General features: G+C 67.2%; 13 protein-coding genes and 1 pseudogene. 6 read left to right on the top strand and 8 right to left on the bottom strand.

Translation table 11 applies throughout. The features are described from left to right. Window positions 1-2,057: transglycosylase domain-containing protein (locus QZZ29_RS07120; protein ID WP_291382296.1), on the bottom strand; the 2,057-nt coding region annotated here is incomplete at its 3' end. A 442-nt stretch (window positions 2,058-2,499) separates the two neighbouring features. Between QZZ29_RS07120 and QZZ29_RS07115 the strand changes: the two genes are divergently transcribed. The 5 genes from QZZ29_RS07115 (at window position 2,500) to QZZ29_RS07100 (ending at window position 7,638) form a co-directional block, all read left to right on the top strand. Next, window positions 2,500-3,072 carry a PadR family transcriptional regulator gene (locus QZZ29_RS07115; protein ID WP_291382295.1) on the top strand — a complete coding sequence of 191 codons (573 nt, stop codon included), beginning with the start codon at window positions 2,500-2,502 and terminating at the stop codon, window positions 3,070-3,072. Between the two features lie 15 nt (window positions 3,073-3,087). Beyond that, entirely contained in the window at window positions 3,088-4,182 is a 1,095-nt protein-coding gene (locus QZZ29_RS07110) for an inositol-3-phosphate synthase (RefSeq protein WP_291382294.1), read from the top strand. Between the two features lie 488 nt (window positions 4,183-4,670). Then, window positions 4,671-5,036: a hypothetical protein gene (locus QZZ29_RS07105; RefSeq protein ID WP_291382293.1), complete on the top strand. Its 366-nt coding sequence runs from the start codon at window positions 4,671-4,673 to the stop codon at window positions 5,034-5,036. A gap of 32 nt (window positions 5,037-5,068) precedes the next feature. After that, window positions 5,069-5,371: a LuxR C-terminal-related transcriptional regulator gene (locus QZZ29_RS12780; protein ID WP_366479215.1), complete on the top strand. Its 303-nt coding sequence runs from the start codon at window positions 5,069-5,071 to the stop codon at window positions 5,369-5,371. Continuing rightward, entirely contained in the window at window positions 5,368-7,638 is a 2,271-nt protein-coding gene (locus QZZ29_RS07100; protein WP_291382292.1) for an ATP-binding protein, read from the top strand. The genes QZZ29_RS12780 and QZZ29_RS07100 overlap by 4 nt, the downstream gene beginning before the upstream one ends. A 42-nt stretch (window positions 7,639-7,680) precedes the next feature. Here the strand turns inward: QZZ29_RS07100 and QZZ29_RS07095 are convergent, their stop codons facing one another. The 7 genes from QZZ29_RS07095 to QZZ29_RS07065 form a co-directional block, all read right to left on the bottom strand. Continuing rightward, the gene (locus QZZ29_RS07095) at window positions 7,681-8,376 is read right to left on the bottom strand and encodes a TetR family transcriptional regulator (RefSeq protein ID WP_291382291.1); all 696 of its coding nucleotides are present in this window, start codon (window positions 8,374-8,376) and stop codon (window positions 7,681-7,683) included. 174 nt (window positions 8,377-8,550) lie between these two features. Next, window positions 8,551-9,219: an SDR family oxidoreductase gene (locus QZZ29_RS07090; protein ID WP_291382290.1), complete on the bottom strand. Its 669-nt coding sequence runs from the start codon at window positions 9,217-9,219 to the stop codon at window positions 8,551-8,553. Window positions 9,220-9,247: 28 nt separating this feature from the next. Next, on the bottom strand, window positions 9,248-9,898 hold the full coding sequence (locus QZZ29_RS07085; RefSeq protein ID WP_291382289.1) for a hypothetical protein: 651 nt from the start codon (window positions 9,896-9,898) through the stop codon (window positions 9,248-9,250). A gap of 12 nt (window positions 9,899-9,910) precedes the next feature. After that, a complete protein-coding gene (locus QZZ29_RS07080) occupies window positions 9,911-11,674 on the bottom strand; it encodes a hypothetical protein (RefSeq protein WP_291382288.1) in 1,764 nt (587 codons plus the stop codon). Further along, on the bottom strand, window positions 11,671-12,000 hold the full coding sequence (locus QZZ29_RS07075; protein WP_291382287.1) for a hypothetical protein: 330 nt from the start codon (window positions 11,998-12,000) through the stop codon (window positions 11,671-11,673). The genes QZZ29_RS07080 and QZZ29_RS07075 overlap by 4 nt, the downstream gene beginning before the upstream one ends. After that, window positions 11,997-12,179, bottom strand: a complete 183-nt coding sequence (locus QZZ29_RS07070) for a hypothetical protein (RefSeq protein ID WP_291382286.1) — start codon at window positions 12,177-12,179, stop codon at window positions 11,997-11,999. Before QZZ29_RS07070 ends, QZZ29_RS07075 begins: the two co-directional genes overlap by 4 nt. A gap of 151 nt (window positions 12,180-12,330) precedes the next feature. Beyond that, window positions 12,331-12,945, bottom strand: coding sequence for a LysE family translocator (locus tag QZZ29_RS07065; protein WP_291382285.1), 615 nt, complete (start codon window positions 12,943-12,945; stop codon window positions 12,331-12,333). Here QZZ29_RS07065 and QZZ29_RS07060 point away from each other — a divergent pair. After that, a pseudogene (locus QZZ29_RS07060) lies at window positions 12,938-13,118 on the top strand (hypothetical protein); the annotation flags it as partial. The gene QZZ29_RS07065 and the pseudogene QZZ29_RS07060 overlap by 8 nt on opposite strands.

The raw sequence follows: 13,118 nt of genomic DNA, 5'->3' as shown, positions 1-13,118 counted from the left end.
GTGGGGGTGGGCGAGGGGCTGGGCGACGGCGTGTTCGCGGTGCCCACACTCGCGCGCGGCGGGAAGTCCACCACCGGGAGGTCCTGCAGGATCGGACCCATCATCCACGTCCAGATGCGCACCGGCATCGAACCGCCGGTGATCTGGCTGAACCCCCCAAAGGGCGTGATCTGCTCGGCTTCGCCGTTGGGACCCACCTGATACATGCCGACGACGCCGACCTGCTGCGGCGTGAATCCCACAAACCAGGCCGAGCGGTTTTCGTTGGAGGTTCCCGTCTTGCCCGCGATCGGCCGCCCCAGTTCCGATGCGAAGTGACCGGAACCCCCGCGGTAGTTCACCACCTGTTGCATGGCGTAGGTGGCGTCGGCCATCACGTCGGCTTCGAAGCGGCGTTCCTGTACGGTCTGGTGCTCGTAGTAGACCTCGCCGTCGGCCAAGGTGACCTGCGCCACCATGAACGGTTCGGTGCGCAGGCCGCCCGTCGCATACGTGGAATACGCCGACGCCAGATCAATGGCGCGTGGGGAGGCGCTGCCGAGCACATTGGAAGGGTTGGCCTCGAGCCCCACGGTGTTCTCCGGCATGCCCGCACGCAGCGCGACGTCGCGGGTCTTGTCCGGGCCGACCTCGACATTGAGTTGGGTGTACACGGTGTTGACCGAGTAGGCGGTGGCCTGTACCAAGTTGATGTCGCCAAAGCTCTGGCCGAGGAAGTTGCGTACCGGGCTGTCAAATCCGGGCACGACCTTGTTGTTGTTCCCGTTGTAGACGGAGTTGAGCGAGATCCCGTCTTCGAGGGCAGCCACCAGCGCGAAAGGCTTGAAGGTGGAGCCGGCCTGCGCGATGTCTTGGGTCGCGGCGTTGCGCTGAATCTCCAAGTAGTTGGCGCCACCGTACATGCCAGTCACGGCACCCGTGACGGGATCCATCGTGATCGCGGCGACCCGCAGGTTGGGTGCGGCATCCTCCGGCATCTGCGCCACGGAGGCCTCGATCGCCTGCTGTGTGGCAGGGACGAAGGTGGTGACGATGCTGAGTCCGCGGGTTTCGACCTCGTCCTGGGTGATGCCCGTGCGGGCCTCGACCTCGTCCAGCGCGGAGCGCAACAGGTACCCCTGCGTGCCTCCAAAGACGTCGGCGTTCGTGTAGTCGATGGTGTCCGGGAAGGTGAAGAGACCGCGCTGCGCCGTAGTCACGTAACCCAGCTCCACCATGCCGTCGAGCACGTAGTTCCAGCGGAACCTCGCCTGTTCGGGGTCGAGGCGGGGGTCCCAGCGCGAGGGCGCGGGCAGAAGGCCCGCAAGCAACGCGGACTCAGAGGCCGTCAGGTCGGCGGCGTGCTTGCCGTAGTACTTGCGGGCCGCCGCCTCGATCCCGTAGGCGCCGCGGCCGAAGTACACGGTGTTGATGTAGTTGCCCAGGATCTCGCGCTTGTCTTGCTGGGTATCAATCTTGAGCGCCAGCAGCGCCTCATCGATCTTCCCCTTGATGTCGGTGGTGGTCGCCCCCACGTAGTAGCGCTCCACGTACTGCTGGGTGATCGTCGACCCGCCCTGCTTGTTCCCGAGCACGATGGTCTTGAACAGCGCTCGCGCCGTGCCGCCGGCGTCGACGCCGGGGTTGGTGTAAAACGACCGGTCCTCGGCGGCCACGAACGCGTTGGGCACGTAGTCGGGGAGGGTGTCGATGCTCACGATGGTGCGGTCGGCCTCACCAAGGCGCCCCATGACCGTGGTGCCGTCGGCGTAGTAGATAGTGGAGGACTGGATAAGTGCCACGTCACTCGCGTCGAGCACCTCGAGGCTCTGGTAGCGCGCGAACAGCACCACAAAGCCGATCAACGCGGTGGCCAGGCCGGCGGCGAGCGCGCCCACGCCGATGCGGCGCAGCCAGTACTTCCACGGGGGAAGCGGCTTACCGTTCCTGCTGGTCCGACCGCCCTTGCCGCCGCCGTTGCCGCCGCCGTTGCCGCCGCCGTTGCCGCCGCCGTTGCCCCCTCGGCTCGCGCCGGTGCGGGTGGTCGCACCCGAGTTCTTGAGCGAGGTCCTGGTCACTCCCGAGCGGGGCTGAACGCTGGACGGCTTGGTCGACCGCCGCGTCGGTTGCGTGCCGGCTGCACCCGAGGCCGGTCGGGTGGTTCGTCTTTGCGGCTCTCGCCCATTGTCATTCACCATGTCAGTGTACGAACGGGGCGCCCTCCTGCCTCGTTCCCACGAGCACAGCTTGGCGGCGATGCTGTTGCGTTCGCATCACGGCTGCGACCGGGTGACCACCCTGCCGCGCTTGCGGCGGCGCCGGTCGAGCGGCCTCTGACGGGGGTGTTGAGGCGTCGTGCTCCGCCTTAGACTTGCGTTCGATGTATCGGCGCGATATAACTCTTAGTGACGCCGCACCGATACATCGGCGCGGCGTTGCCTCAACGGCAGGGTGCGACGTGGCCGAGGCGGGAGCCCGCCTCGCATCGCGGCACCGGACAGATTTCTCGAGAGGATGGCCATGGGACGCACTGACGTGCTTACCCTCGCCATTCTTGGCACCCTCGCCGAGAAGCCGCTTCACGGCTACGAGATCCGCAAGCGCCTGGGCGCCTCGCTAGGCCCGTTCCGCGCCCTTAGCTACGGAAGCCTGTACCCCGCCCTCAAGCGCATGGTCACCGAAGGGCTCATCGAGGTCGACGACGAGGGTGTAGAGCCGACGATCAACCGTCGCTCGCGGATCGCGTACCGCCTCACGGACGCGGGCACCGCGCAGCTGACCGAAGAGCTCGCGTCGTCCGGCGCATCGTCGTGGGACGACGATGCGTTCGATGTGCGCTTCGCCATGTTTGAGAGGACGGATTCGGCCACCCGGTTGCGCATCCTCGAGGGACGCCGTAGCCGCATGTCCGAGCGGCTCGAAGAGATTTCGCAGGGCCTCAAGGCCATGCGCGAACGCCACGACCTCTACACCGCCGAGCTGCAAAGGCACGGACTGGAACGAGTCGAGCGTGAGGTCGAATGGCTCGACCGGCTCATTGACAACGAACGATCCGCGACGAGCGGCAAAGACGACCCCGCAGACGCGGGCTAGACAAGGAGATACAACATGGCCAAGTTGCGCGCTGCCATTGTGGGCGTCGGTAACTGCGCGACTTCCCTGATCCAGGGAGTCGAGTTCTACAAGGACGCGAAGGCCGGGGACACCGTTCCCGGCCTGATGCACGTCCAACTCGGGGATTACCACATTTCCGACATCGAGTTTGTGGCGGCGTTCGACGTCGACTCGCTCAAGGTGGGCAAGGAGCTGGTGGAGGCGACCCAGTCCTCGGAGAACAACACCATCAAGATCTGCGACGTCCCCAAGACAGATGTTCAGGTGCAGCGCGGGCACACCCTCGACGGCCTGGGCAAGTACTACCGCGAAATGATCGTCGAGTCCGATGACGCCCCGGTCGACATCGTGAAGGTCCTGAAGGACACGCAAGCCGACGTCCTCATCTGCTACTTGCCCGTGGGCTCCGAAGATGCGGCCAAGTTCTACGCCCAGTGCGCGATCGACGCCAACGTGGCGTTCGTCAACGCGCTGCCCGTGTTCATCGCATCGGACCCCGTGTGGGCCAAGAAGTTCACCGACGCCGGCGTGCCGATTGTGGGCGACGACATCAAGTCCCAGGTGGGCGCCACCATCACCCACCGCGTGCTGGCCAAGCTGTTCGAAGAGCGGGGCGTCCGGCTCGACCGCACGTACCAGCTCAACGTGGGCGGCAACATGGACTTCAAAAACATGCTGGAGCGCGACCGCCTCGAGTCCAAGAAGCTCTCGAAGACTCAGGCCGTCACCTCGAACATCCAGTCCGGCCCGCTCGCCGGCCTCAAGAACTCGCGCAACGTGCACATCGGCCCTTCCGACTACGTCGCATGGCTCGACGACCGCAAGTGGGCCTACGTTCGCCTCGAGGGTTCGGCCTTCGGCGAGGTTCCCTTGAGCCTCGAGTACAAGCTCGAGGTGTGGGACTCGCCCAACTCGGCCGGCATCATCATCGACGCGATCCGTTGCGCCAAGATCGCCAAGGACCGCGGCGTCGGCGGACCGATCCTGTCCGCCGCGACGTACTTCATGAAGTCCCCGCCCGTGCAGACAGAGGACACCCTTGGCCGCACCCACCTCGAGGAGTTCATCGCCGGTACGCGCGAGCGCTAGGCAGGTAGCGCTCGGCGCCGGCAGGGCTGCCAACGGGCGCTCCAGGGCCGGGCCGCCTTCGGGTGGCCCGGCCCTGTGCGTTGTTGGCTCTGCGCCCACTGAGGTGAGCTGTTCCACGGTGGTGTCATCGCGCACTGCATGGGGATTCGCGGTCAGGCGGTTCCGCCCCCCCAGGAGCACGGAACCGCCATACGCACGAAGGCTGGCATGCCCGGAGACGGCCTCCAGGTCCCACCCACATTCTCGCAATTCAGCCCCTGCCGCACGAGTCACCAATCTTGGGGACAGGTACGGCGCAGGTATGAGGCCAACGCGCCTGTCGATGTAGACGAGGTTGCGGGACTCATTGCGGAGCGCCGTGACTGCCTCGCGAGACAGGCAAGCCAGCGTCGGCGCGCCGCGTCTCGCCCTATTCCTGAAACCAAGGCGACTCACCGCCTACCCCTTCGTCCGATAGCCTGTGGCCAACGTCCGGAGTGAGGAAGAAATTGGCTGGGGCAGACATCGCACCTTCACGGCGGGAGACGACGAAGGTCGCGGCCATAGATGATCACCCGATCATCATTCGAGGCCTGCAGGCCTTCCTGTCCGGTTCGGGTGACGGCATCGTCCTGGAGTCGATCAGTCCCACCGTCGATGTCGACCTAGCGGGGGACCTTGCGGACATTGAAGTAGTGCTCCTCGACGTCCACCTGGGCGACGGCAGTTCGGTGATGACAACGTCACCCGGCTCCGCGCTTCGGGTGCTCAAGTTCTTCTCTACACCAGCGAGCACCGCCCGGCCGTCGTGCAGCGGGCCTTCAACGCGGGGGCACTCGGCCTGGTTCTCAAGGAAGACCCCGAGGAGCGCCTGATCGACGGAATTCGCGCGGTAGCCAACCACCGCATGTATGACTCCAGTCGCCTGGCGCACCAGATACTCCACGACCCCCGCGGCGCGGTCCACTTCACGCCCACGGAGTTGACGGTGCTCAGGCACCTCAGCGCTGGCTTGCCGTGGGCCACCATCGCGAGACGGATGGGTAGGTCAATCAACACGGTCTACGAACATCGAGATCGCGCCATCCGCAAGTGGCAGGACGCAACACTTCGCCCTGTCGCGGGACCCAAGGACCTGCTGGCTCAGGCGACCTCGATGGGCCACGTACATCCCACTCCGATATATGAGCCCCCTCACCACACGGCATGAGTGACGCGGCGGTGGTACGTGGTCCGCATCGGCGAGCGTTGGATCGGTCGCTTGAGCGTCCGCTGATCGTCTTTGTTTCCTTGTTGGCAACCGCCGTCACCGCGCTCGTCGTGGGCCGCGTTGACGCCGGCAACCCCCTTGTCTGGTGGGGACTCCCACCGTTGTGGATCGCTACGGCTGTCTTGTGGAGGGCCACCCGGGGGCGCGGCGTCGGGAATCTAGAGGTGAGCGTGATCACCCTTGCTACGGTCTCCCTGTCGTACGCCTACATTTCCCAATCGGTCGTTCAACTGCCTCCCGGCGTGCGCGATGCGCCGCTCGCTGCGGTCGTCTTCCTCGTCACGGCGTTCGCGACCCCTCGACTCCGGATACTTCTTCTCGTGACCGCCATCGGGGCGGTCCTGCCGTTCGAGATTGACCACAACGGAGTCCTGGCGGCCATCGAGTTCATCGGTCCGGTGGTCGCAAGCATCTTTGCTGTCTACGGTGCTGTTCGGTACCTGCGGGATTTCGCCGACCGAGCAGACGCCGCCGCGGAACTCTTGCGAGAGCGGTCGACGCGCGCTGCGGTGGCAGCGGAACGCCGTCGCTCCCAGCGCGACATCAACGGAATCATTCATGACCATGTGATCTCGGCGCTACGCGCGGTCCGTCTCACCACACCCCAGTGGCGGGAGGTGCGCGACGCTGCCGCCGAAGCCTTGAGCAACTTGGCTCGCGGTTCTCAGGTTGTGGTGGCCGACCCCGAGGAGCGGGTTCTGCTCGGGCCGATGCTTGGTGAGGTCGCTGATCGAAACAAGGCCCACTTCATGGAGGACGGCGGCAATACCCGTGTGAGCAGCGACGTGGCCACCGCTGTCGTTGCAGCCACCGGCGAATTGGTGAGGAACGCGTGGCGCCATGCACGACCGAGTCGAGTCGTGATCGAACTCAAGGAGAGTGCGGAAGGTGGGGAGGTGGTGGTCACCGACGACGGTGTGGGCTTCGACGCCGCAGATACCGGGAGATATGGCCACGGATTGCGGCACTCCGTGACCGGAGCTCTTGAGTCGGTCGGGGCGGCGGCGAGCGTCGAGAGCAAGGTGGGCGCGGGGACGGTGGCAACCCTCAGTTGGCAAGACGACGCCGACGCCGCTTCCATTCGCAATCCAGCACATCGGAGGGAAGAATTCACGGCGAACATCGGCGACCTTCGTCGGGCTCTCTCGTGGATGGTGTATCCATACCTCGCGTGCAACACGATCTACGCGATACACAATCAAGCCCTAGGGCAACCAGCGTGGCTCTTGGCATGGTGGGGTCTGGGTCTTGTCATCGCGTATGTGTCCATTTCCCGGGTCAACCACGGAATACCCGCGTGGCTCTCGCTCGCGAGCATCGTGACTATGTTCGCGGGATCCCTTGCCTTCGGATCGACCGTGTGGGACGCCTCCATGACCAACTTCTCCACGTGGCCGCTTGGAGGATTGAGTGGTCTGCTCATCATCTTGTACTTCGGTCGTCCCCGATCATGGGAGTCCGCTACCGCCCTTCTGGGACTGCAGGTCTTGGTGTGGGTACCCGCGTATCTGGGCTACTGGGACGGGACGAGCGGGATTGCGGGTGTGTTGAACGCCATGCCGGCCTCACTTTCGACTGCCGTACCTTTCATCATCGTGGTAGTCCTTGCTCGCGAAATCAATCGCCTCCGACGACTCGCCTTGAAGGCCACCGACGAAGCCGAGACCATCGCTCATCGCACGGCGCGAGCCCTGGCCAGAGAAGCGGCCTTCTCCCGGCGCTTGGATCTCGTCCGTGAAGAGGTGGAGCCCTTCCTCAGGCTCATCGCGACGTCGACTCGCCTGAAACCGGGCTGGCAACAGACCGCGACACGCCTGGAACAACTCGCCCGCGACGAGCTACACCTCCCTGGTGTCCTCGACAGTGAGGCGCGCGATGCGCTTCTTGCTGCGAGAGATGCGGGCTGTGTAGTGAGTTTCCATGTTCCCGATGAAGCAATCCAGAATTCCCGCGCCGCCCGCGAGCTGATCACCACGGCGTTGACCTCCAGTACGCCCCCACAGGAGTTCACTCTTGCCGTTTCCTTGAGCGGGCCTACCGGTGACGAGCTGTTCAGCGCCGTGACAATTCCGGGGGACCCGAGCCGGGCAGCCAGTTTCGCAACCCGCTTTTCCGACACGATCGTGAACTTTGAAGACGCTCCTGAGGCGACGTGGGTCGAAGTGGTGCCAGGGTTGTCCGCTGATGAGGACAGGCCGGCCGCATAGTCGGCGCGGCTTTCCGCCTTCCACGAGAATTCCGTTGACCTATCAACTGCCGAGTGCTTTGACCTGCTCACCCACGTAGGTGCGCTGCCTCACCATCGCGAGGCTCTCGAGCGCGTCGGTCACAAAGGGGCGGACCGGTGCGAGCCTGGCGGCGCTCAGCAGCCGGGCCAGCGCAGGAACCAGGCGCTTGACCACGGTTCGGGTGACACGCTGCCGCGCGGAGAGGTCCTGCACCCAACCCAGCACAATGAGCATCTGCGCGATCCACAGCAGCTCGGGTAGTGCCTCGCGCAGGCGCGGATCGGTCTTGAGGTCGGAACCGTCCACGAGTTCCTCGAAGGTGCGCAGGAACTGGTTGCGCGCGGGGCGACTTTGGGCGCTGAAGGGGCTGAGGGGACTGGTGGGGACGATGGCGAAGCTCAGGAGGGAGTCGGAGATCGCCCGGTACTCATCCGACGCATCCAGGAAGGCCTCGAAGCAGGCGTCCAGCCGCTTGCCAAAGGACGTCACGCCGTCGATGCGCTGCTCCAGGAGTTCGTGCTGTCGACGCGCGATCGCCAGATAGAAGCCCTGAACGAGTTCCTCCTTGCCGCCAAAGTAGTAGTAGGCGCTTCCGAGCGAGACCTCGGCGCGCTCGGCGATGGCGCGCATCGTCGTCTTCTCGTAGCCGCGCTCCATGATGAGTTCGGTCGCCGCCGCGACGATGCGGTCGCGCGTGGCGCTGTCGAGTGTGGGCATTCGCCGCTCCCTTGAACGCGTTCAGATGCGTCAACGGTAGCACGCGATTTGAACGTGTTCAGACGGGTTCTGCGACCCCGGTGAGAGCGGCTTGCACGCACCACACTGGGTCGAGGCCCGGATTCCAGGCGCCGGGTTTGGACGGCGCGCGGCACACCAGCGAGCGCGGGGCCCCTAATCGGAGACCGCCTCGGCAACGGGGGTCGATCCGCTCACCAGCTCCCACTGCCGGCCCACGGTGTCCTCGTTCACAAGGCACGCCGCGATCACGGCCGCAACGTCGGCTCGAGGGACCGTGCCGCGCTCCACCTCGGGCGCGAGCGTGACCAACCCGTTCGGAGCATCGTCGGTGAGGCCGCCGGGCCGGATGATGGTCCACGCGAGCTGGGTGGCCCGCAGCGCCTCGTCGGCGCCGCGCTTGGCCTCGACGTAGGCGACCCACGCCGCGCCAGCCGACGAGTCGACCGGCCGGTCCACGCCGATCGCCGACACCTGCACGAACCGATCGATCCCCAGCGCCTTCGCGGCCTCCATGGACTTGAGTGAACCCTCGAGGTCCACCGTCCGCTTACGCTCCACGTTGCCGTCGGCGCCGCCGCCAGCGGCGAACACGATGCCGTCGCAGCCGTCGAAGGCCGCCAAGAAATCGTCGGCCGAGGCCTTCTCGATGTCAAGGCGGCGGGGCTTCGCGCCCCTCCGCTCCAGTTCGGCCAACTGCTCGTCGCGCCGGGCCAGCGGAACCACCTCGATCCCTGCTTCGAGGAGGAGCGGGATCAACTGGCGTGAGACCTTGCCGGCGCCGCCGACAATCGCCACGCGCGTGGGCTTGCCTGTGAGAGTCATACCACGTGTGACGATGCGGGGGGCGCGCCTATTCCGTGGCGTGCGGGTGCGGATGCTCGTCGGCCGCTATCCGCGATCCGGCGACGATCGCATCAGCGAGGCGCAGCATCGTCTGGGGGATCACCGCCAACGGACTCGTCACCGTGACCAACATGAGCCGCTTGGTGGCGGGCACCGTGCGCCAGTACTCGGCGGTGAAGGTGGACACCGCCTGGTCCGCGAGCTCCGGCGCCACCTGCGCAGTGGTCACCCGCCATCGCCTTGCGGCCCAGCCGTCGGCGCATGCGAGCCTGCTCCACTCCCGTGCACCGGCGATGTCCTCCATCGCGTCGAGGAATCCGGCGATGACGGCCTCGGGGCTCGTTCCGACGACCGGACTCATGCGCACATCCGCCGGGGCGAAGACCGATACCGCGATGGGGGCGGCGACGCCAGGCGCGACTTCGTGGCACAGAAATGTCGACTGGTGTGCGGCCGGGCCGTCGGCGCGCGAGAGCATGTCGCCGAGACCCTTGCGCAGGTCTGCGCGCGCCGTCGCGAGCTGGTCTGCGCGACCGATCGACGTCTCCACAAAGGCGCGGATGCGTGCCCGCGAGATCTCGGGGCGGGCCGGATCGAGGTGCAGCCATGCGCCAGGCAACCTGAGGGTGAGTCGAGGTGGCTTCGACGTCGCCGTCATCACCGCGTCCTCCTATTCGCCGAATTCGTACTGGACGTGTTCCACGCGCGGCACGGCCGCGGTGGCGGGGTCATCGATCGCGTAGAAGTCGCTGAACATGACGCTTGTCGAGTCATCCACCACGGTGTGTGCCCGCAGGGTCTCCACGTATGCGGCATTGCTATGCGCTGCGATGGGGTTGGCGTGCAACCGGGCCGCGCCGCCCGACCGAGGCCCGTCCCAGAGACTCACGTGGCGCGCCGTGTCGGGGAGGCCATCGATGAGGTCCGCGCGGTGGACCACGTCCATCGTGTGCTTGACCTGCAACACCCGCACCTCGCGGGGAATCGCCATGTGGTCGACGGGGGATCCCGCGCACACCAGGCCCTCGTATCGGTATCCGCCCTGCCGGGACTCGATGAGGCGACCGCCGCCGATGCCGCCGAGGCTCCAGCCGGACAGGAGCACCGGGTCGCCTTGCCCAATCCCGGCTTGGGCCATCGCTGCGAGCACGGCCCGCTCGTATTGCGTTCGAATCTGGGGAAACAGCTCCAACACGAGGTCCGCGTCCAGGTCGTTGGGGGCGGGCTTGTCGCCCCCCACCACCCAGTCCTGCGTGGACGGCAGCGTCACGATCCACGCCACGGAACCGTTCTCGCGGGTCACCTTGGCGACGTCCACGACCGCCCGCTGATCCCCGCCCACCCGGTCCACAAGCCCGGCCCACTCCAGGACGTCGCCCGCGTTGGACGGGATCGCGGCGTCGAGTTCCGTGAGCGCCGCCGCATCCTGCGAGTCCCGCGCCCGCAACGGGCCCACGGCGGGTGTGGGTTTGCCCGCCTCGTCGGCGACGCGCGTCACGATCGCCACGGCGAGAAGCGGGCACACCGCGCATGCCGCGCCCAGCACGAGTCGCAGCTGTGCGAGTCCCTCAATACCGAGCCTTTCCGTCAGGTCATACATGGCCGCCCCCGCAAGCACCACCGCCAGGAGCGACAACATGGCGCCGACGACGAGGGCTAACACCACCACCAAGGCGGCCAACGCCAGCGCGAAGACCGCGACCAGCGCCACCGCCAAGGCGATCAGGACGATCCCGAACGCTAGGGCTACGAGGTACGCCTCCACGGCGGCCATCACCACGTCAAGGACCGCGGCAAGAAATCCCGTTGCCCATCGAGTCAGGTCCGTCAGCACCTGCCCAGCCGCCGCGAACGCGTTCTCCACGTGGTCCATGAAGCCGTCGTTGGTGCCGTCGAAGGACGCGACGATGCGCGCGATGGCCACCTGTGCGGCATCGTCCAGCGCGGCTTCCGCGCTCCGGTAGTCGGAGCGTGGAGCATCGACGGCGTCCTGGGCCGCGTCGCGCGACGCGACGGCCGCCCACAAGTCGCGGTGCGCGCTGTCAAGGTCTTCGGCGCGCGCCGGATCGACGGTCGCGCGGCGCAAGCGGTCGCCCGCGTCGGCCTTTTCCTGCTCGGCCCAATCGAGTTGCCTCAGGGCCTGTTGCTCGCTGTCGATCGCGGCGTGCGCGGCACGATGAAAGGTGGCGAGTGCCACGACATAGTCCCGCAGGGCCAGCGTGGCGCCTTGATAGCGCCCGTGGGCGGCAGTCAGGGCGTCTTCGGCCTCGCCAATGGTCTCTCCGAGCGCCGCCATGGCGAGGCCCTGGCCGTCGCACATCGCGGCGAGCAAGTCATCTGCGGCACGCTCGATGGCCGCCTGGGTGTGGGCGTAACGATCCACCGCCTGGTCGAGGGCCGCCGGGTCTCCGGAGGGGACGGGCAGCGGGCTCACATGCTCACCAGCGGCCACCGACCCCAAGGCCGGGATTCGCCGTGTGATGCACGCAACTGGGCGGCGGCCTCGCCGTCGAGATCAGCGAAGGTCTCGTTGACGGCCTCGAGAGCATCCGCCAACCGACTGAGGCGCTGCGAGGTGCGTTCCCGATGAATGTCCCACTGGTCGGCAAAGGCCATCACCCGCTGAGCGAGCCCGGCGTGTCCCACGTGCTGCGCGGCGTCATGGGCCTGGCCGTCTGCGCATCGAAAGTCGTCCACGACGGCGTGCACCGTGCGCGCGGCCTGGCGCAAGGCGTCGCCGTCGACCGTGAGATCGCTCATCGGGGGGAATCCCGGGGGCGGCGTGGCTCCCACAGGCGTGAGTCGATGCGGGCCGCGAACTCGGCGAGTTGGCCGTCGACCTCCGGATCCGGCGGCACACCCCGGGCGAGGCCATCGCCCACCAGGGCCATCGCCTCACGAGCCCGCTCCCGCGCCTCATACCCCTCGTTGTCCGCCATGGTCCCTCCCGTCAACGCCTCGCGACGGACCGAAGGTAGGACGCGCCGGGACGGCGCCACGAGCCCCCGAGACTCAGGCGGTGGAACCGGAGAAGATCATCAGCCTGTGGACGGCGCCGGGGCGCCCGTCGCTACCGGCCCCAGCGGACGGTCACGCGGCACGCCGCGACGCCATCAGCACCACGCCCAACGAGCCGATCAGGACCCCGCCCACGCCGCGCATGCGCTCGAGCCTGCGCGGCGAGCGTGCGAACCAGTCCCTCGCGCCCGACGCCGCGAGCGCGTACGCGCCGTCGCTCACCATCGCGATGACGGCGAACAGCAGGCCAAGCAGCAGGATCTGCGCCCACGCGGGCCCGGCGTCCGGATCCACAAACTGCGGCAACACCGCCGCCACGAACACGAGCGTCTTGGGGTTGGTCACACCCACGGTGAACGACTCGGTCAGCACCCGCCGGACCGGACGGCGCGCGGGCGCAACCGCCGCGTCGGCCGCCACCACGGCCGCCACGTCAACCCCGTCCCGCCGATGCCGCACCGCCTGCACCCCGAGATACACCAGGTACGCCCCGCCCACGAACTTGAGCACCACAAAGGCGACCGACGACGCTGCGATGGCCGCCCCAATGCCAGCCGCCACGAGCGCGGCGTGCACCAACTCGCCGCCGGTGTTGCCCACCACGGACATCAAGGCGTCGCGACGGCCGTGCTGGAGCGCGCGGCCCACAATGAACAGGACGCTGGGCCCGGGAATGACGATGACCACGAACGCGAGCGCGCTGAACGCCGCCAGCGTGCCCCACGAGATCACGCGCTACCTGCCGGGAGCGGCGAAAGGGTCGTCAGGATTCGCGGGAGGCGGCGACGGCGGCTGGGCGATCGGACCCGGCGGCGGGAAGTCGGGCGCCGGAGGGGGCGAGTACGGCGGGGGTGGAGCGG

The organism is Demequina sp. (genome assembly GCF_016278765.1).
GTDB lineage: Bacteria > Actinomycetota > Actinomycetes > Actinomycetales > Demequinaceae > Demequina.
The sequence above is the reverse complement of the archived record's forward strand: the minus strand, read 5'-3'. Positions and strand labels throughout refer to the sequence as shown.

Bases quoted from the DNA above. Each gene is read 5' to 3' on its own strand.
- QZZ29_RS07090 (WP_291382290.1), bottom strand. From the start codon at position 9,219: ATGACTCTCACAGGCAAGCCCACGCGCGTGGCGATTGTCGGCGGCGCC.
- QZZ29_RS07110 (WP_291382294.1), top strand. From the start codon at position 3,088: ATGGCCAAGTTGCGCGCTGCCATTGTGGGCGTCGGTAACTGCGCGACT.
- QZZ29_RS12780 (WP_366479215.1), top strand. From the start codon at position 5,069: ATGTATGACTCCAGTCGCCTGGCGCACCAGATACTCCACGACCCCCGC.
- QZZ29_RS07100 (WP_291382292.1), top strand. From the start codon at position 5,368: ATGAGTGACGCGGCGGTGGTACGTGGTCCGCATCGGCGAGCGTTGGAT.
- QZZ29_RS07095 (WP_291382291.1), bottom strand. From the start codon at position 8,376: ATGCCCACACTCGACAGCGCCACGCGCGACCGCATCGTCGCGGCGGCG.
- QZZ29_RS07115 (WP_291382295.1), top strand. From the start codon at position 2,500: ATGGGACGCACTGACGTGCTTACCCTCGCCATTCTTGGCACCCTCGCC.
- QZZ29_RS07075 (WP_291382287.1), bottom strand. From the start codon at position 12,000: ATGAGCGATCTCACGGTCGACGGCGACGCCTTGCGCCAGGCCGCGCGC.
- QZZ29_RS07070 (WP_291382286.1), bottom strand. From the start codon at position 12,179: ATGGCGGACAACGAGGGGTATGAGGCGCGGGAGCGGGCTCGTGAGGCG.
- QZZ29_RS07085 (WP_291382289.1), bottom strand. From the start codon at position 9,898: ATGACGGCGACGTCGAAGCCACCTCGACTCACCCTCAGGTTGCCTGGC.